This window comes from Actinoplanes sp. NPDC026619 (genome assembly GCF_040638295.1).
Taxonomy (GTDB): Bacteria; Actinomycetota; Actinomycetes; order Mycobacteriales; family Micromonosporaceae; genus Actinoplanes.
In genome coordinates this window covers 1-17,936 of the sequence record NZ_JBEZYA010000051.1, presented here as the reverse complement: position 1 = coordinate 17,936, position 17,936 = coordinate 1, and the positions used below count along the sequence as shown (strand labels likewise).

The window sequence follows — 17,936 nt, the reverse complement described above, 5'->3', positions numbered from 1 at the left end:
GTCACACCTCCACATCAGCCGCCCAGATCGAGCGAGCCCTGGTAATGCCCGGCAGCCCAGGCGCGGACGACGACCGGGCCGGTCAGCAGCAGGCCGATCGCGGCGGGCTGGCCGTCGCTCGCCGGGAACGTGCTGGTGAGCCTGGCGTTGGCCGGCGGGTCGACGGTCACCAGCGCGCCGGCGTCGCAGGAGTCGCTGGTCCGGACGTACTGGACGCCGGCGGGGGAGCCGGCGACCGCGGTCGCCACCGGCAGGACCGGCGCCGGCGGCATCGGCGGCTCCGGCGTGGTGGCCCGCAGGTTCTGCACGACCGGCTGCATCGCGCCGGTCGCCACGCTCGTGCCGCACACCGTCACCTGGTGCGGGGTCCGCGCCGGCTGCGGGCTGGCGCAGCCGGCGACCAGCGCCAGCAGCGCGGCGATGCCGGCCGGGCCGATGAAGGCCCGGCCGGCTCGTGTTGAGGGCGTGATCAGCACGTCTCCGAGCTGCCTCGCTGGACGAATGTCACGGTGAAATCGGTGCCGTCGGCCGCGATGGCGCCCGGTCGGGCGAGGGTCGCGCTGCCGCTGCACGAGGTCATCGAGATCGCGGACGGACTGTTGTCGGCGGCGCCCGGATAGCTGAGGTTCGTGTCCTCCCAGGAGCTGCCCTGCGCGGCGATCGCCACCGTGACCGGCACCGAGCCGAAGTTGGCCAGCGCCGGATACTTGCCGTTCACCTGGGTGCGCTCGACGATCCACTCGGCGGTCGAACCCGTACCGGTGAAGGCGGTGGTGGTGTATTCGTACCCGTACACGCCGGTGTTGGTCGTGATGTTGTCGACCTCGAAGTAGGCGAGGCCGTCCGGCGGTTCGTACTCGATGAACGACTCGATCGCGTCACCCGCGGAGACCGTCAGGTTGGTGATCTCCTGCTGCGCCTCTTCGGGAACCACCTCGTACCAGGGGTAGTAGTCGTGCGTACATACCGACAGGACGCACGAGACGTCCTGCTCGGTGCCGTCCTGGACGAGCGAGTCGGCGGCGCTGTAGCCCTGCCCGATGCCGGGCCAGACCGACGAGTACGCCGAGCTGTTGGCCGCGGTCGACACGGATGGAACGTTCCAGGCCATGAACGCCCCGATGAAGTTGCCACGGCTCGAACTCTGATACCCCGACCAGTTCGCCGAGGTGGCGGCGGTGGCCGAGGCCTTGATCGGGGTGGCCGGCCCGCGCTGGTGGCCGGGCTTGCAGGTGACCGCGGTGAGGTAGTGGATGTGGTGCCCGGCGAGCTTGGCCAGTTGCTGGTGGAGCGGCGCGGCGACGCCGTCCGGGTGGTGCGAGGCCAGCAGCTCGTCGGGGTGCGCGGCGAAATAGTCGGCGGAACGGTTGGGCGTCAGCAGCCGCATCGAGGACGGACAACCGCTGGTGTTGGTGGACGCCGACCAGGCCGGTGAATCGGTCTGTGCCGGCGCTGCCTGGGCCGGCGCGGAAGCCGCGGAGAACAGCAGCAACGCACCACCAACGGCGATCGAGAGCTTCCAGTTTGTCACGCGAGACCCCCATGGAATCGTGACTCGGGTTACTGGTGATAGCTATCCATCGCACCGTAAGTCCACTGTCCGAAGAGGAACCTCGGAGTTCGGTAAGAGTTGATCTACTTCGATCGATGTCACCGTTCGGCCGGCGTGAGTCAGGCGGGCAGGCCCAGCTGTTCGATGCGGCGGATCTCGCTTGCCTGTTCGACGGCCATCTCGCCGGCCACCTCGCGCAGTTTCTCGTCGGTTCCGCCGGTCAGGACGTCGCTTGCCATCTGGACGGCGCCGCGGTGGTGGGCGGTCATCATGGTCGCGAACCGGCGGTCGAAGGCCGATCCTTTCAGGCCGGCCAGGGTGGTCATGTCGGCGGCGCTCTGCATGCCCGGCATGGCGGCGTGGTCGTGCGCCGGGTCGCTCTTGGGGAGTTTGCGCAGTCGCAGCCAGCCGCGCATCCAGGCCACCTCGGGGGCCTGGGCCGCGCCGATCCGGGCGGCGAGCGCGCGCAGCTGATCGTCGGCGGCCCGGTCGGGGGCCAGTGCGGCCATCGCGATCGCCTGTTCGTGGTGCCCGATCATCATCTGCACGAACGTGGTGTCGATCGTGTTGTAGGTCGACCCGTCCGGCGCCGCGACCCGGTCGGAGTCGCTCACCCGAGCCGACTCGCCCGGCCGGCCGGGTAACACGACGCGTACGGCCGGGCTCTTTTCCGCAGCTGAGGCCCGCGGCGCCGCCGCCGAATCGCCCGAGCCGCCCCGTGCCGCGAACGCCAGGCCGGCGGCCGCCACGATGGCGAGTCCGGCGGTAAGCATCGATGATCTTCTAATCACTCCGCTACTGTACCGACTTAAGCGAATACTTACTGTTACTCGGAAGGAGCTGTATGAAGCACACCGCCTCACGAGGGTGGCTGCTCACCGGCGCCACCCTGCTCGTCGCGGCGCTGCTGTCGGCGCCGGCCAGCGGAGCCACCTCCGCCATCCCCGGTGTCGACGAGATCGTCAGCAGTCCGAACCTGACCCAGGTCGCCCACCTCGACAAGACCGGCCCGTTCGCCACCTCCACCAACTCGGACTGGGCGTTCCAGGGCCATTACGCATACGGCGGGAACTACAACGGATTCGCCGTCTACGACATCAGCAACCCGAAGGCGCCGACCGTCGCCACCCAGGTGCTCTGCCCCGGCTCGCAGAACGACATCTCGATCAGCGGCCACCTGCTCTTCCTCGGCACCGACTCGCAGCGCTCCAACGACTCCTGCGACAACGTGGCCTCGACCACGGCCGTGCCCGGCGAGCGCTGGGAAGGCATCAAGATCTTCGACATCACCGACCCGCTGACACCGCGGTACCTGAAGTCGATCAAGACGGACTGCGGTTCGCACACCCAGACGCTGGTGCCCGGCAAACGGCACGACCCCAACCTCTACCTGTACATCTCGTCGTACAACCTGGCCGGCGTCGACCAGCCGAACTGCGCGCTCCCGCACGACAAGATCTCGATCATCCAGGTGCCCCGGCGCAACCCGGTTGCCGCCACGGTGGTCGCCGCGCCCGTGTTGTTCCCGGACGGCGGTTACGGCGGCGGCACCGGTCAATCACCGACGACCGGCTGCCACGACATCACTGTGTACGCCGACAAGGACCTCGCCGCCGGCGCGTGCATGGGCGACGGCGTGCTGTTCGACATCTCCAAGCGCACGGCGCCGCGGGTGATCACCTCGGTCCGCGACACCGTCAACTTCTCGTTCTGGCACTCCGCCACGTTCAACAACAGCGGCACGAAGGTGGTCTTCACCGACGAGCTGGGCGGCGGCGGGGCGGCGACCTGCAACCCGACGATCGGGCCGGACCGTGGCGCCGACGCCGTCTATGACATCGTTCGGGGAAAGCTCGTCTTCGGCAGCTACTTCAAGATCCCGCGGACGAACGCCGACACCGAGAACTGCGTGGCGCACAACGGCTCGCTGATCCCGGTGCCGGGCCGCGACATCATGGTGCAGGCGTGGTACCAGGGCGGCATCTCGGTCTGGGACTTCACCAACTCGCGGCACCCGCGCGAGCTCGCCTACTGGGAGCGCGGCCCGATCTCGGCGACCGAGTTCATCGGCGGCGGTTCCTGGTCGGCGTACTGGTACAACGGCTTCATCTACTCCAACGACATCGCCAAGGGCGTCGACGTGCTCGAGCTCAAGGACCCGCGCACGGCGGTCGCCAAGCTCTTCCGCACGGACGTCTTCAACGCCCAGACCCAGGACAATTTCCTGCGCTGGTAACAAGGTCAAGACCAAGGCCCGGCTTCCGTACGCGGAGGCCGGGCCTCCGTCTGCGCGGGAGTGCCGGCCGCATTGGTGTCGGGTGCAGGACCGGGACCCTCGACCTATTGATTGCGCTCAGTATTATCACTGTGACCCTGGGTTAGGAGCTGGTGCTCCGTCTGCCGGTAGAGGAGATGCGGAGGCGAGAGTCAGGAGACTCAGTCATGAAAAGACGATTCAGATCGCTGCTCTGGCCGGGAGTGGCGATGATGCTGGCCGTGGTTCTGACGCCGGCGACCGCAGTGGCGGGCGGTCCGGCGGCGTCGGCGGTTGAACCCGTGCGGGCATCTTTCGGTTCGTCGACATTCGACATGTCCCGCGGCTGGGGCGCGGCGAACGCGTGCGTGGTGTATTCGCGCACTCGAGTGGCGTGTTACGCCAGCAACCAGCAGGCGGATGCGGCGCTCGGCTATTCGGCGGCAGCCGATCCCTTGTCCACCAGTGCGCTGGCGCCGCCGTCGTGCACCAGCGGCTGGCTCTGTCTTTACGCCGATGTCAACGGCGGCGGCCGCCGGCTTCAGTTCCGAGACGAATATTGGAATTACCTGTCGGCCTACGGATTCGACCGGCAGACGTCGTCGTGGCGTAACAACCAGGGCACCAGCGATGCCGGTTACCTGTCGCTGTACAACCTGAGCACGCCTTACCTGTGCGGGGCCAACGCGTACGCGGTGAGCATGGGCACCTACAACGATCAGGCCTACGCCGTGTGGGGCTGAGTCGAGTGAGCGGGGCGGCGTGTTCCGAACGCCGCCCCGCGGCACGCTGATCAGGGGAACTCCGGGATGCGTTCGGCGACCCGGTAGGTGCGGTAGCCGATCACCGCGGGCCGGTGCACCCCGAGGGCGGTGGCGCCGGCGACGAGGATCTGCTCGGTGGCGAGGACGCGACCGGTGACGGTGTCGATCACCAACACGTGGGTGATCTCGGCGCCGGCGTCGCTCGTGGTGACGGTGAAGGCCGCGCCGCTTCGCCCGGCCCGGTCGGTGGTGAGGCCGGCGAACGCCGGCGGCCGGCCGAGCGAGGACAGCACCCGGAGCAGCGCGCTGAGTTCGCCGCCGGTCAGCGCACGTTCGCTCAGCAGGTCAGCGGCGCCGGTGAGGACGGCGCTGTCGCTGGGCGTGGACCGGCTGAGCCAGGCGGCCAGCCGGGCCGGATCGGCGGGCGGCCGCGTCCGCTCGGCGAAGGCGGTGACGAAAGCCTGCGGGGGATAGTCGCCGCTCTCCCGGCCACCCCGCGGCGACCCGGCGTCTTCCCATGTCTGCCGGTCGGCAGCGGTCGGGAACTGCGGTGACAGATAGGTGTCGACGGTGCGGGCCCGGTCGTCGGGCGCGCGCCAGAGCTCGTGCCGGGCCGGGATCACCGCGGAGTTGACCTGCTGACCGTCGATGATGCTGTTGAGGTCCCACTGCTCGATGACCAGATGATCGACGCCGGGAGCATCGTCGCCGTTGCCGGCGGCGATCCGGGCGAGCCCGGCCAAGGTGAACGAGCCGGTCGTGGCCGGCGTGATCGCCAGCGGGGCCGGGGTCGCCGCGTAGGCGGGCTGCGATCGCCAGGACTCGATGCCGATCAGGCCGGCGGTGGCCACGATGACGGCGGCGACACCGCCGGCCAGCCCGACGACCAGGCGCCGGCGGTGGTTGCCCCGGCGGGTGCGGGCGCGGGCTCGTGTTTGCGCCCGCGTGTAGAGGACGTCGAAGCGCACTCGCGTCAGTGGCTCGGCGGGCCCGGGCCCGGCCGCCGGTGGCGGGACGCCGAGGAAGGCGTCGAGGTAGGCGAGGTCCTCGGCGACCTGCGGATCGGCGTCGAGCCGGTCGTAGCAGTCATGCACTGAAGATCTCCCCCTCGCGGAGCGCGATGACACCGCGCGCGAAGTCGGTGAACGCCCGCGCGTTGAGGCCACGCAGCCGGCCGCCGGCGCGAACCACCGCCACCTTCCGGCGTAGCTCACCCCACAGCCGCTCGGCCTTCTTCGGGTTGACGTCGAGGGCTGCGGCCGCCTGGCCCGCGCTCAGGCCGTAGAGGCTGCGCAGGGTCAGCAGGCTCCGCCAGGGCTCCGGCAACAGGGCGAAGAGCTGCTCGAGGTGCCGGCGGACGAGGCCGTCGGTGATCTCGTCGTCGACCGGGTAGGACTGCTCGAAATCGTCCGGGAGCGCGCTCAGCCGCTCTCGCGACGCCTTGCTCCGGAGGTTGCGCACATGGTTCTTGGTGATCTCGGTGAGGAAGCCGGGCCAGTTGACGACCTCGGCGATGACGGCCTTCTTGCGGTCGATGAGGTCCATCACCACGATCATCACCTCGTTGACGACGTCGTCCTTGTCGACGTCATATAGGCGCGCCTTGTCCAACTGCCAGCGCGCGACCCGGTGCAGGAAGCCCTCGTGCTGCACGAAGAGCGCATGTAACTCGTCACCCTGATCCACCTCATCCCTCCACCTGGATTGGGTTCGCGGATCGGCGATTGCCGGGACAACGACGCGGGATTTTCCCGTGGTTTCGCCGAACGGGTGAACGGATCCCGCGTCTTCGAAGATTTTCTTGCGGCATGTGCGGAGTTTCGGCCGGGCAGCAACCCATACCTATCGAGGCGGTGCATCGGGGGAGTGCCGCTCCACGTTGCCCCTGCGGAACAGCGCTGAAGGACCGATGACGCTTCTACACGCGACCAACGGCACCGCCGACGTCCCGGTCGGCGGCACGTCCGGGCACGATACTTCATCCGCCCCGCCGCCATGCCCGGCCTCGGCGCCCCCGGCCGGCGCGGCGGCGGGCCAGCCTGAGCGACCGGCCGCCGGCGTCATCGGCTACCGGCTCGGCGGCCGCACCGGGCCTGGCGCAGCTCCTCGTGACCAGTGTACTAGTGACTAGCGGTCATTGGTCAATAGGGATGGAATACTTGTCGAAACAAGTAAGTTTGATCCGTGGTGCGGACTTCGGTGGTGGTCATCGGGGGTGGTCAGGCCGGGTTGTCGGCCGGCTATCACCTCAAGCGGCGTGGGTTCGACGGTGACTTCGTCATTCTCGATGCGGCCTCGGGCGCGGGCGGGGCGTGGCGGGAGCGCTGGGAGTCGCTGCGGATGGCGACGGTCAACGGGATCTTCGATCTGCCCGGGTTCGCCAAGCCGCCGCTCGATCCCAGCGAGGCCAGCCGCACCGCGGTGCCCCGCTATTTCGCGGACTTCGAGCGCCAGGCCGGGCTGCCGATTGTGCGCCCGGTGCGCGTCACCGCCGTACGGCCGGGGCCTGATCTTGATCTGATCGTCGAGACCGACCACGGGACCTGGGTCACCCGGGCGGTCATCAACGCGACCGGCACCTGGACCAATCCGGTGCGCCCGCACTACCCGGGGCAGGAGACGTTCGCCGGCCTGCAGCTGCACACCCGCGACTACGAGTCGGCGGAGCGGTTCGCCGGCCTGCGGGTCGCGGTCGTCGGCGGCGGGATCTCGGCGGTCCAGCAGCTCGAGGAGATCTCCCGGGTCGCCACCACGCTCTGGTACACCCGTCGCAAGCCGGTCTTCCGGGACGGCGCCTTCGAGCCGGAGGTGGCCGGCCGCGAGACCATCGCGAAGGTCATGGCCGACATCGAGGCGGGGCGGCCCACCGGCAGCGTCGTCTCCTACACCGGGCTGGCCTGGACGCCCTACGCCCTCGCCGCCCAGCGCCGGGGTGCTCTCGAGCGCCACCCGATGTTCACCGCGATCGAGCCCTACGGCGTGCGGGAGGCGGACGGCTCGTTCACGTCGGTGGACGCGATCCTGTGGGCGACCGGGTTCAAGGCCGCACTCGCTCACCTGGACCCGCTGGGCCTGCGCAACTCCCACGGCGGCATCCGGATGGCCGGCACCCGGGTCGCCGCCGACCCGCGGGTCCACCTGATCGGTTTCGGTCCGTCGCAGTCGACCGTCGGCGCCAACCGGGCCGGCCGGGAGGCGGTCGGCGCCCTGGTCAAATATCTCAGCGGTCAGCTGGATCCGCGGACTTCCAGCGTGGTCGGCAGCCGCGCGGCCGGCGGGAGCGCGGGATCGAGCAGATGACGGACCGCCGCCGCGGCTTCGTCCTCGACCGGCATGTAGACCGAGGACAGATCGGCCGCCTCGGCCAGGGCGCTGCCGTCAAAACCGACCACCGCGATGTCGTACGGCACCTGGCGCCCCGCCTCCCGCAAGGCCTGCAGCACCCCCATCGCGGTGACGTCGCAGGACGCGAACACCGCGTCCAGCCGCGGCTCGCGGGCGAGGAGCTCCCTGGTCGCCGCGTAGGCCCGGGCGCGGGTGAAATCGCCGTCGACGGCCACCACTGATCGCGCCGCGCCGTTCATCACCCGGAGGAACCCGGCTTTTCGCTCCTGAGCGCACGGCGTGGGCGGCCCGAAGACCGCGCCGATCCGTTGCCGGCCGGTGCTCACCAGGTGATGCGCGGCCTGGTAACCGCCGTTGTCGTTGTCGGGCGCCACGAACGTGACGCCGGGCGCGGACCGGCCCAGCGAGACCGTGCGGGCACGCCGCGAGTACGCCGCGCCGGCCGCGCCGGGCACGTTGATCAGCAGCCGGCCGAACGGGGGATCGTCGTCCTCGGCCGGCAGCGCCCCGACCCGGCGGACCTCGAGCGCGATGCCCTGGTCGCCGAGCGCCCGCAGCGCGCCGGTCATCACCCGGCCGTAGAACGGCTTGACGGCCAGCGCATCCGGGTCGGGGTCGACGATCAGGACCTCGATCCGCTCCCGCCGGCCGGCGCTGGTCCGGCCGCTCGCCAGCGCCCGAGCCACCCCATGGGGCTCGAAGCCGAGCTCCACCGCGACGTCGCGGACCCGATCGCGCACGGCGTCGGAAACCCCGTACGCCCCGTTGATCGCCCGTGACGCCGCCGAGCGCGAGACGCCCGCTTCGCGCGCCACATCGGCGAGCGTCGCTCGTCGCCTGTCCATGATGGCCACCATATCCGCCTGGGCGGATTCTCCGGGGTCGCCGGCGGTTTGCCGGTCAGTTGCCGCCGCGTTGCCTGTTTCGGGCCGAGGAGCGCACCGAGACTCGTTGATACGCCGGCAAGACCCGAACCATCATGGGGGACCGATGAGGAAACGTACGATCTGGGCGCTGTTCATGACGTTGTTGACGGCGGTGGCCGCCCTGGCCGTCGCGCCGGCACCGGCGTTCGCCAGCTATTACACGACCACCGTGAGCGTGATGACGCCGCCCGGCTACCCGCCGAAAATGAACATCGACATCCTCAACGGGGCAACCGGGAACCGCGGAATGGCCCAGCTGTGGAGCCCCAACGGCAACAACCAGCAGCGCTGGAATATCGTCTATTTCGGCATTTACACCACGCCCAGCCTGGCCGAGTACAAGCTGTATTCGCTGAAGCGGACCAACCTCGATCAATGTCTCGACAAGTCCATGGACCGGGGAAACGTGAACGGCGCGGCCGTCTACCAGTACGACTGCGCAGCGGGCCAGACACACAACCAATTGTGGTATTTCGTGCCGGCCGCCGGCACCAATTACGGTGAACTGCGGAACCGCGAGGACGGCCGTTGCCTGGACGTCCGGGATTACGACTACTTCAACGGCGCGCCTCTGCAGGTCTGGGATTGCTCGGGGGCCTGGAATCAACTCTGGAACATCCTGCCCTGATCCCGTCGGCCGGGCCCGATCGCTCGGGCCCGGCCGCGTCGGCTCTGGTCGGTGCTAGGGGAAGTTGACCAGGTAGGAGTTGTTGTAGCTGGCGTTTGCCGCCGCGCCGGTGTTGTTGATGATGTGGGCGATGGTGCCGACGCCGCCGAGGGAGACGACCGCCATGTTGTGGAACTTCACGCCGGCGACCGCGGGCACCTCGAACGCGCGGGCCGAGACCACCGCGTTGTTGACGTTGAAGTAGCAGTAGCTGCCCAGGCCCCACGCCTCGAACGTGGTGACGCCGGACGCCACCTTGATCGCCGGGTAGCCCTGCGTCGAGCCGTTCATCCAGGCGGCCTGGTTCGGTGGGTCGTACGGCATCTCGTTCTGGAAGAAGATGATTTTGCCGTTGGCGCCGTTCCAGACGACCTCGTTCTTCTGGTAGTGCTCGACGAAGAGGCCGGTGGCCAGCACGTTGTCGCCGTTGACGGTCAGACCGTTGTCGGCGGTGTTCACCGTCCAGCCGATGCCCGCGCCGTGGTCGGCGCGCCAGGCCCAGGTGTGGTCGATGATCGTGTTGTTGGTGTTGACGACCAGGCTGTTGGTGGCCTTGCCGGCGACCATGCCGCCGATCCGGAAGAACACGTCCTGCACCGTGGCCGGGTTGGCCGCGTGCGCCACCGACGTCTTGGCCAGGCCGACTTTCAGCAGCGTGTCGCTGTTGGTGGTCCCGGCATCGAAGAGCAGACCCTTCAGCCGTACGCCGTCGACGTCGGCCACATCCATCGCGTTGACGCCGTTGTCCGGGATGATCGTCGGGTAGCCGATGCCGAGCACGACCGTGTTGGCCTTGGTCACGTGCAGGGTCTGGTTGACGTGGTAGATGCCGGGCGTGAAGAAGATGTTGCAGCCGTTGGCGAGCGCCGTGTTGATGTTCGCCGCGGTGTCACCCTGCTTCACCACGTAGAAGTTGCTCATCGGCAGCGAGGATCCGGCGGTGCTGCCGCTCGCCCAGCTCGGCCCGGAAGCGTTGGTGCGCAGGCTGGGCAGGAAGACCCGGTACTTGCCGGCCGAGTCGATGTAGAGGTAAGGCACGTCCCGCGAGACCGGCGTGGTCGCGAGGGTCGTGTAACGCGGGCCCGAGGCGGGGTCGGTGTTGAAATTGGTGGCCGGCGCGCCGTTCACACCCGAGAACACCATGTTCCAGTTGGAGCCGCTCCACGCGCCGAACGTGCTGTCCCGCGAGTACCACTGCTGCTGCGAGGCGGACTCGACGGTGCCGTCGATCTTGCTGTCCGCGATGTAGCCGCCGCTCGCCCAGCCGTAGCTGGCCGGGTAGGCGTTGAGCCCGCCGACCACGTGGATCCGGCGGAACGGCGCAGCCTGCGCGACCGCCCAGCGGTTGGCGCCACCGAGCGAGTTGATCGACAGGTTCTCGGCCGAGCGCCAGAAGTTCTGGGTGGCGTTGCCGGCGTCGCTGGCGTTGAACGCGTCGACCGTGACGGCGCCGTTGATGCGTACGTCATCGGGGCTCTGCCCGACGCCGAGGATCGAGGTGTTGAAGCCGAGGTTCGCGCCGACGGCGTACGGCGTCGTGCTCGGTTTGAAGACCAGCGCGTCGCGGCGCGTGCCGAATTGCGCCGAGAGGGTGTCCTTCTGCGCGTTGAAGACGCTGTCCAGCGAGGACTGGATGGCGGCGTCCGACATGGAGTGGTCGTAGATGTGCACGTTCGCCCCGAAGTCCGGGGTGTCGGAGTAGGTCGGGCAGGTGCCGGTGGGCGGCGTCGTCCCGGTGGTGACGGTGAAGGCCTGGGCGCCGGTGCCGTTGCAATCCCAGATCTGCAGGCGCGTGCCGTTGGCGGTGGCCCCGTTCGGGGCGTCCAGGCAGCGGCCGGACTGCGGGTTCTTGAGCGAGCCGTTGGTCTGCTGGACCCACTGCTGCGCGCCGGTGCCGTTGCAGTCGTAGAGCTGGATCAGCGTGCCGTTGGCGGTGCCGCCACTGGCGATGTCCAGGCAACGGCCGATGGTGGTCAGCGCGGTGCCGCTCCAGCTCCAGTGCTGGTCGGCGCTGTTGGTCTGGCAGTCCCAGAGCTGGACGGCCGTGCCGTTGACGCCGGTGTCGTCACCGCCGACGTCGACGCACTTGCCGCCGGGGCCGGCGACGGTGTTGCCGACGATGGCGGCCGAGGCGGCCGAGGCGCCACCGATCAGGCCGAGCGCGGCGACGACCGTGAGCACCAGTGCCGCGAGCAGTCCGCGGTGGCGCCGTCGAGGGACAACTTTCATGTGCCGTCCTTCTTCCTTGTTGCCTGCCCGCGATGGCGAGGGGGAACGAGCAGGGGGGATGCCGGTTGCCCGGTCTTCAGGAGAGCGCTCTCACTGATGTTTCGTCAGTGTTTCTACGGCCCTCAGGCAATGTCAAGGTTTGTTACCTGTACGCACACCGGTCTCTGCCCGAACGCTGCGCCACATCCGGCACACTGACGACTGTGGAGACTCTCGCTTGCGGACACGTGGCGCATGCCGACGCCGGCCGCATGTGTCCGCACCTGATCGATCCCACCGCTGCCGCCGGTATCGAATACGTTCGGCTGCTGACCGGCCGCGGCCTCGACGCCGACCTGTGCTGCACCGCCTGCGACAAATCCCGGCAGGAGGGAGCGACGGTGGCGCTGGCCGAGGTCTGCGAGGGGTGCGTCGCGCAGTACGCCGACAACGACCGCGGCTTCCTCACCGCCTGGCGTGGCGAAGCGGGCATCGCCGAGCGGCTCGAACCTCTCGAGCCCGCCATCATCTCCACGCACCTGCCGGCTGAGCTCGGCGCCGTGCTCGACATCGCCCCGTTCGCCGGCAGCGACGGCCGATCCGTCTGGCTCGCGCTGACCGACTCCGGCCGGCTGATGCGGTTCGACGCCGACACCGGCGTCTGCGCCCACGTGGCCACCAGCAGCGTGCCTGCCGAACCGGATCACCAGCCATGGGGCGAGCACCCGCTCCGCCGGCGGCTGCACGTCGCCGCCGATGCCCGCTTCGCCGCGGTCGTCAACGACTTCGGCCACCATGGCCAGGTCATCGATCTCGCCACCGGCACCGTGACCATCACCCTGCACGGCGGCGATTACCACTCGGAGACCGTCCCGTTCTCCCTCGCCTTCGTCCACCACGGTGGCCGCACCGTCGCCGTTCACCGCACGGCGTGGAACCGGCTGGACATCAGCGACCCGGCAACCGGACTACTGCTCACGCCCCGCGAACCGGCCGCCCACCGGCCCGGCGAACCTCGCCCCGAGCATCGCCTCGACTACTTTCACGGCGCCCTGCACTCGTCCCCGAGCGGCCGCCGGTTGGCCGACGACGGCTGGGTGTGGTCGCCGGTCGGCATGCCCGCAGCCTGGGACCTGAGCCGCTGGCTGGACACCAACCCGTGGGAGTCCGAGGACGGCCCGACCCGGCAGATACTGTGCCACCGGGACTACCACTGGAACATCCCGATGTGCTGGGTCGGCGACGACCTCCTCGCCATCAGCGGCATCGGCTCCGACGACATCGCGATCCTTCCGGGCGTGCGAATCTTCGACGTCGCTACCGGCGTGGAGCTCCACACCTTCCCGGGTCCTCGAGGCGCGCTGTTCAGCGCCGGTCGACGCCTCTACGCCGGAGCCCCGGACGGCCTGGAGATCTGGGATCCGTTCACCGGCCACCGCACCGGCCGACTCCCGGGCTTCGTCCCGACCCACCACCACCCGGCCGCCGGCGAACTCGCGACGTTCCATGAAGGCCGCCTCGACCGCTGGCGGATCCGAACATCCGGCGCGGGGCATGACAGAAGTATGGTTCCGGGAACTATACTTCTGTGACTTGTTCGGCTCTGAAGGGCCTGTGCCATGGACAAACCACCCCGCATCTTCGGCCGGGCCCGCGAGTGGGACGGCCTCGCCGCCTTCGCGACCAGATCCACCGGCGCGGGAGCGGGGGGCGCATCGCTGGGTGTAGTGAGCGGCCGGCGGCGGCAGGGCAAGAGCTTTCTGCTGCAGGCGCTGGCCGAGGCCGCCGGAGGCATGTACTTTGCCGCCACCGAGGCCACCGAGGCGGAATCGCTGCGGCTGTTCACGGAGGCGCTCGCGCGGCATACCCGCGAGTTCGTCGAAGCGCCGTTCCGGGACTGGAACGACGCGATAGCGCACATGTTTCGCAGCTTCAGCGACCGCCCGAGCATCGTCGCCATCGACGAATTCCCGTTTCTCTCCAAGACATCGCCGGCACTGCCGTCGATCATTCAACGCGAGCTCGGTCCGGGAGGCAGTGGCCGGATGAGCTCGGCGCGACTGGTGCTGTGCGGTTCGGCGATGTCCGTCATGGGGGGCCTCCTTTCCGGGCAGGCGCCGCTGCGCGGCCGGGCGAGCCTCGAACTTGTCGTTCAGCCGTTCCGGCATCGGGAATCGGCCGAATTTTGGGGCATCACCGACCCTAGGCTCGCCGTCCTGGTTCATGCGGTCGTCGGAGGCACCCCGGCCTACCGTTCCGAGTTCACCCAGGGAGACGCCCCGGCCACGATCGAGGAATTCGACGCCTGGGTGGTCCGGACCGCCTTGAACCCGCAGACGCCCCTGTTCAGGGAAGCGCGATATCTGCTGGCAGAGGAGTCCGCCATCCGCGACCCTGCTCTCTATCACTCGGTACTGGCGGCGATTGCCGGCGGCAACACCACCAACGGCGGGATCGCCGGCTTCATCGGGCGAAGGTCCGACCAGATCACCCATCCGCTCAACGTCCTGGAGGACTGCGCACTGATCGCCCGCGAACCGGACATTCTCCGGCCGGGCCGCGCGCGGTACCGGATCGTCGAGCCGCTGATCACGTTCTACGAGGCGGTCATGCGTAAACGATGGGCCGAGTTGGAGATCCATCGGGCCGAGCAGGTCTGGACGACAACCCGGCAGACCTTCCTCGCCCAGGTCGTCGGTCCGCATTTCGAGGCCCTGTGCCGCGCGTTCGCTCTGGAGTCCGGCGACGCTCTCTTCGCCGAGCAGCCCGCAGAGGTCGGGTCCGGCACGGTCAATGACCCGGCGAGCCGCACGCAGATCGAGATCGACGTGGTCGCCCTGTCCGCGCAGCAGGCGAACAGCCCCCGACGCATCCTGTCGCTGGGTGAGGTCAAATGGGGTGAGGTCATCGGCCACCAGCATCTCCAGCGCCTTGCGACGGCGCGCGATCTGCTGCGGCCGAAGGGCTATGACACCGAAAGCACGGTGCTCGCGCTCTACGGCGGCGCCGGTTTCACCGCCGAACTGACGGCTGCCGCCGCGACCGACGACCAGATTCTCCTCGTCGACCTCCACCGCTTGTACTCCTGAGCTCGATCGCGGCTGTTTCCGGCCGAGCGAGATTAGGAGTACAAGCGCCGGGCGTGGGTCAGGTTCCGGGGCGGCGGACTGCCACCACGTCGTTGCCGATCTGCTTGATGTCGAAGTACTTCGGCTGGACCAGCTTGCGCGGGATGGTGATCTCGGTGTTGACCGTGCCGAACGGGAAGGCGTCGTCGCCGTACACGAAGATCAGGTTGTCCTTGTCCTTCAAGCCCAGGACCAGGACGTCGATCTTGTCGTAGGGGTTGTTGTCGAAGCCGGCCGCGAACTGGGCCGGGGTGGTCGCGGCGGCGAGCTGGCGGACGTAGTCGATGCGCGGGTGGAACTGGCTCGACGGGTGGCTGTAGTTCGCGTTGAACTCGACGAAGCCGTAGTACGGCTTGATCGCCATCAGCTCGTAGCGGTTGGTCAGCACGACCGGGTGACCGTCGCCGGTGTACATCTCGTCGATGGCCGCGGCGGCCGGGCCGGGCGGGATGGCCGACGCCTGCGCGTCCTCGCGGTGGTAGGGCGGCAGGTCGCCGAACGGCATGGTCTGGTTGTGGGCGACCTTGGCGCTGTCCAGGACCGAGAAGACGAAGCGGTCGCCGGCGAAGACCACCAGCAGGAGGCCGCCGGCCACGGCGAGGCGGCCCACCACGTCGCGGGAGAGGTGCTCGGTGGCGTACCCCGCCAGCCGGACGCCCGCCATCGCCGCCGCGGCCAGCAGCACCACCGGCACCAGCTCACGCATGCGGAACGACATCAGCGGCTGGTCGGCCAGCATGAACGGGAAGCCCGCCACCTGCCAGACGTACAGCGCGACGAGCAGGATCAGCAGCGCCCGGGAGAGCGCCTCCCGGGCCGTCACCACCAGGAAGACCAGGCCGGTGAGGCAGAGCGCGCCGAACACCGACGGCTCGAAGAACGGCAGGGCGAGGGTGCCGGACTCCAGGATGATCCAGCGGTTGTTGAGCGACTCCACGTTGGGCGAGGTGAGCATGCTCCAGGCGAGCGGCGCCCAGTAGATCGCCGAGCCGGCGGCCGCGATGCCGAGGATGACGGCGGTGCGGCCGGTCTCGCGCCAGCTGTGCCAGCCGCCGTGCCGGGCCACGAAGTAATGCAGCACCAGAACGAACGGGATGATGAAGAAGAAGTAGTAATAGCAGAGGAAGAAGGCCGCGCCGATCAGGCCGAGAAGCACCGGGTGCAGCCGCTTGACGCCCTTGCGGGTCAGCCCGAAGCCCACCTCGAGCCACCACGGGATGAAGGTGACCACGACGATGGCCGCGTACGCCTCGGTGAGCCAGGGGACGACCAGCGCGGTCGCCGAGATGATCGCCGCGGTGCGGACCGCGACGATCCGGCGCCACAGCAGGTAGGACAGGATCGGCGCGACGAACGCGACGGTGATCGTGCCCAGCTTCAGCATGTGCCAGGGCGTGATGTCGGCGATGGCCGCGACCCGCCCCAGCACCCAGAAGTACGCCGGCGCGTAGTAGGCCGGGAGTCCCTTGTACATGTAGTCGTCGAGGTGCCAGGTGTCGGCGAAGCGGGTGACCGCCTCCTGCCGGAACGTCTGGTCCCCGGTCAGCCCCAGGATGTCGAACGGCGTGCCGTGCAGGGCGATGAGCAGGGTCAGCGAGCCCAGGCCGCCGAACAGCGCCGGCAGCAGGTCGGCGTCCCACGTGCGCCCGCTGCGCCGGGCCCACCAGACGGCGCCGACCGCGAGGACGGCCACCACGATCGGCAGCGAGTGCAGGCCGTACTGGGTGCGGCCGGAGTACGGATTGACGCCCGCCGCCACCGCCGCCAGGTGAATCAGGAGGACGACGAGCGCGGCCCCGGCGGCGAAGATCAACGGCCGCGTCCCGGTCAGGAGCCGCCGTTGCGCGGACGGCGCCGGCGCGGGCGCCGGTCGCTCCACCTCGCCGGAAAGATCGTCCAGCGGCGGGTCAAGAACGCGTTCCATCCATGCTCCAACTTCTCAGTTCCGGGGCGGATGGCCCGTAGATTACGGGCGGCGGCCGATCCTGTGGGGGCAGCCCGATCGGGTAGCGGACGATAGATATCGAAAGATATCGTTCGATCTGGTCGGGGTTTGTTCGCCGGTGAGTGGAGGCACGGATGACTCGATGGCTGCGGGCGCTGCTGGCCCTGTTGCTGACGCTGCTGGTGGCGCCGCTGCCGGCCCGGGCGGCCGAGAAGCCGGCCCGGCCGGCTCACGCGGTCACCTTCGACGGTTACTCGTTCCTCGTCGACGGGCAGCGCACCTACCTCTGGGCGGGGGAGTTCCACTACTTCCGGCTGCCCAGCCCCAGCCTGTGGCTCGACATCTTCCAGAAGATGAAGGCGGCCGGCTTCAACGCCACCTCGCTCTACTTCGACTGGGGCTACCACTCGCCACGGCCCGGGGTCTACGACTTCACCGGCGTGCGCGACGCCGACCTGGTGCTCGACCTGGCCGAGCAGGCCGGCCTCTACGTGATCGCCCGCCCCGCGCCATACATCAACGCCGAGGTCGACGGCGGCGGCCTCCCCGGCTGGCTGACCACCAAGGACGAGCAAAACCGAAGCGACGACCCCAAATTTCTTGCGTACGCCGATGAATGGCTCACCCAGATCGACCAGATCGTGGCTCGCCATCAGCTCACCGACGGCACCGGTTCGGTGATCGCCTACCAGGTCGAGAACGAGTATTACAACGGCAGCGCGGCCGCCCGCCGATACATGTCCCACCTCGAGGAGAAGGCCCGCGCCGACGGCATCACGGTGCCGTTGACCGGCAACAACAACGGCACCTTCAACGAGGGCGACGGCAAACTCGACATCGACGGGCCCGATTCGTACCCGCAAGGATTTGATTGTTCGAATCCGACGGTGTGGCGGGGTGTGCCGGACATCAGTTACGACCATCCGGCGGGGCGGCCGCTCTACACGCCGGAATTCCAGGGCGGCGCGTTCGATCCGTGGGGCGGGCCGGGCTACGACAAATGCGCGCAGCTGATCAACGACCAGTTCGCGAATGTGTTCTACAAGAACAACATCGGTAACTAATCAGGTCAGCTGATTGCGGGGATCCATGGTCGGCCGGACGTGAGTTGGACGAGGGCGTCGTAGAGGTTGAGGCCGTGTTTGGT

The 17,936-nt window shown here is 68.9% G+C and carries 15 protein-coding genes; 7 read left to right on the top strand and 8 right to left on the bottom strand.

The window, feature by feature from the left end; all coding sequences use genetic code 11:
• Positions 1-14: 14 nt before the first annotated feature.
• The 3 genes from AB0E90_RS49725 to AB0E90_RS49715 form a co-directional block, all read right to left on the bottom strand.
• Positions 15-476, bottom strand: coding sequence for a hypothetical protein (locus tag AB0E90_RS49725; RefSeq protein WP_360420537.1), 462 nt, complete (start codon positions 474-476; stop codon positions 15-17).
• Positions 470-1,531 (bottom strand): G1 family glutamic endopeptidase, encoded by a 1,062-nt coding sequence (locus AB0E90_RS49720; protein ID WP_360420535.1) that lies wholly within the window; start codon positions 1,529-1,531, stop codon positions 470-472. The genes AB0E90_RS49725 and AB0E90_RS49720 overlap by 7 nt, the downstream gene beginning before the upstream one ends.
• 140 nt (positions 1,532-1,671) lie before the next feature.
• Positions 1,672-2,325, bottom strand: coding sequence for a DUF305 domain-containing protein (locus AB0E90_RS49715; protein ID WP_360420533.1), 654 nt, complete (start codon positions 2,323-2,325; stop codon positions 1,672-1,674).
• 71 nt (positions 2,326-2,396) lie between these two features.
• Here AB0E90_RS49715 and AB0E90_RS49710 point away from each other — a divergent pair, with 71 nt between their 5' ends.
• On the top strand, positions 2,397-3,788 hold the full coding sequence (locus AB0E90_RS49710; protein ID WP_360420531.1) for a hypothetical protein: 1,392 nt from the start codon (positions 2,397-2,399) through the stop codon (positions 3,786-3,788).
• A 248-nt stretch (positions 3,789-4,036) separates the two neighbouring features.
• Positions 4,037-4,549, top strand: coding sequence for a peptidase inhibitor family I36 protein (locus AB0E90_RS49705; protein WP_360420529.1), 513 nt, complete (start codon positions 4,037-4,039; stop codon positions 4,547-4,549).
• A gap of 50 nt (positions 4,550-4,599) precedes the next feature.
• Here the strand turns inward: AB0E90_RS49705 and AB0E90_RS49700 are convergent, their stop codons facing one another.
• Together AB0E90_RS49700 and AB0E90_RS49695 are read right to left on the bottom strand one after the other, a co-directional pair.
• Complete coding sequence (locus AB0E90_RS49700) at positions 4,600-5,664, bottom strand: hypothetical protein (RefSeq protein ID WP_360420527.1); 1,065 nt, start codon at positions 5,662-5,664, stop codon at positions 4,600-4,602.
• On the bottom strand, positions 5,657-6,256 hold the full coding sequence (locus AB0E90_RS49695; protein WP_360420525.1) for a sigma-70 family RNA polymerase sigma factor: 600 nt from the start codon (positions 6,254-6,256) through the stop codon (positions 5,657-5,659). The genes AB0E90_RS49700 and AB0E90_RS49695 overlap by 8 nt, the downstream gene beginning before the upstream one ends.
• Before the next feature lie 498 nt (positions 6,257-6,754).
• Here AB0E90_RS49695 and AB0E90_RS49690 point away from each other — a divergent pair, with 498 nt between their 5' ends.
• Positions 6,755-7,870: an NAD(P)-binding domain-containing protein gene (locus AB0E90_RS49690; RefSeq protein ID WP_360420523.1), complete on the top strand. Its 1,116-nt coding sequence runs from the start codon at positions 6,755-6,757 to the stop codon at positions 7,868-7,870.
• Here AB0E90_RS49690 and AB0E90_RS49685 read toward each other — a convergent pair.
• Positions 7,798-8,760, bottom strand: a complete 963-nt coding sequence (locus AB0E90_RS49685) for a LacI family DNA-binding transcriptional regulator (protein ID WP_360420521.1) — start codon at positions 8,758-8,760, stop codon at positions 7,798-7,800. The genes AB0E90_RS49690 and AB0E90_RS49685 overlap by 73 nt on opposite strands.
• Positions 8,761-8,905: 145 nt before the next feature.
• Between AB0E90_RS49685 and AB0E90_RS49680 the strand changes: the two genes are divergently transcribed.
• A complete protein-coding gene (locus tag AB0E90_RS49680) occupies positions 8,906-9,469 on the top strand; it encodes an RICIN domain-containing protein (protein WP_360420519.1) in 564 nt (187 codons plus the stop codon).
• Between the two features lie 54 nt (positions 9,470-9,523).
• Here AB0E90_RS49680 and AB0E90_RS49675 read toward each other — a convergent pair whose 3' ends face one another.
• Positions 9,524-11,737, bottom strand: coding sequence for a ricin-type beta-trefoil lectin domain protein (locus AB0E90_RS49675; RefSeq protein ID WP_360420517.1), 2,214 nt, complete (start codon positions 11,735-11,737; stop codon positions 9,524-9,526).
• A 203-nt stretch (positions 11,738-11,940) separates the two neighbouring features.
• Between AB0E90_RS49675 and AB0E90_RS49670 the strand changes: the two genes are divergently transcribed.
• Positions 11,941-13,308, top strand: coding sequence for a hypothetical protein (locus AB0E90_RS49670; protein ID WP_360420515.1), 1,368 nt, complete (start codon positions 11,941-11,943; stop codon positions 13,306-13,308).
• 27 nt (positions 13,309-13,335) lie between these two features.
• The gene (locus AB0E90_RS49665; RefSeq protein WP_360420513.1) at positions 13,336-14,805 is read left to right on the top strand and encodes an ATP-binding protein; all 1,470 of its coding nucleotides are present in this window, start codon (positions 13,336-13,338) and stop codon (positions 14,803-14,805) included.
• 58 nt (positions 14,806-14,863) lie between these two features.
• On the opposite strand, the gene AB0E90_RS49660 is transcribed toward AB0E90_RS49665, so the two are convergent.
• Positions 14,864-16,768: an arabinofuranosyltransferase gene (locus AB0E90_RS49660; protein WP_360420511.1), complete on the bottom strand. Its 1,905-nt coding sequence runs from the start codon at positions 16,766-16,768 to the stop codon at positions 14,864-14,866.
• A 155-nt stretch (positions 16,769-16,923) separates the two neighbouring features.
• On the opposite strand from AB0E90_RS49660, the gene AB0E90_RS49655 reads away from it, so the two are divergent.
• A complete protein-coding gene (locus AB0E90_RS49655) occupies positions 16,924-17,853 on the top strand; it encodes a beta-galactosidase (RefSeq protein ID WP_360420509.1) in 930 nt (309 codons plus the stop codon).
• Positions 17,854-17,936 lie beyond the last annotated feature (83 nt).

Bases quoted from the DNA above. Each gene is read 5' to 3' on its own strand.
- AB0E90_RS49715 (WP_360420533.1), bottom strand. From the start codon at position 2,325: ATGCTTACCGCCGGACTCGCCATCGTGGCGGCCGCCGGCCTGGCGTTC.
- AB0E90_RS49710 (WP_360420531.1), top strand. From the start codon at position 2,397: ATGAAGCACACCGCCTCACGAGGGTGGCTGCTCACCGGCGCCACCCTG.
- AB0E90_RS49705 (WP_360420529.1), top strand. From the start codon at position 4,037: ATGATGCTGGCCGTGGTTCTGACGCCGGCGACCGCAGTGGCGGGCGGT.
- AB0E90_RS49685 (WP_360420521.1), bottom strand. From the start codon at position 8,760: ATGGACAGGCGACGAGCGACGCTCGCCGATGTGGCGCGCGAAGCGGGC.
- AB0E90_RS49680 (WP_360420519.1), top strand. From the start codon at position 8,906: ATGAGGAAACGTACGATCTGGGCGCTGTTCATGACGTTGTTGACGGCG.
- AB0E90_RS49675 (WP_360420517.1), bottom strand. From the start codon at position 11,737: ATGAAAGTTGTCCCTCGACGGCGCCACCGCGGACTGCTCGCGGCACTG.
- AB0E90_RS49665 (WP_360420513.1), top strand. From the start codon at position 13,336: ATGGACAAACCACCCCGCATCTTCGGCCGGGCCCGCGAGTGGGACGGC.
- AB0E90_RS49660 (WP_360420511.1), bottom strand. From the start codon at position 16,768: ATGGAACGCGTTCTTGACCCGCCGCTGGACGATCTTTCCGGCGAGGTG.
- AB0E90_RS49655 (WP_360420509.1), top strand. From the start codon at position 16,924: ATGACTCGATGGCTGCGGGCGCTGCTGGCCCTGTTGCTGACGCTGCTG.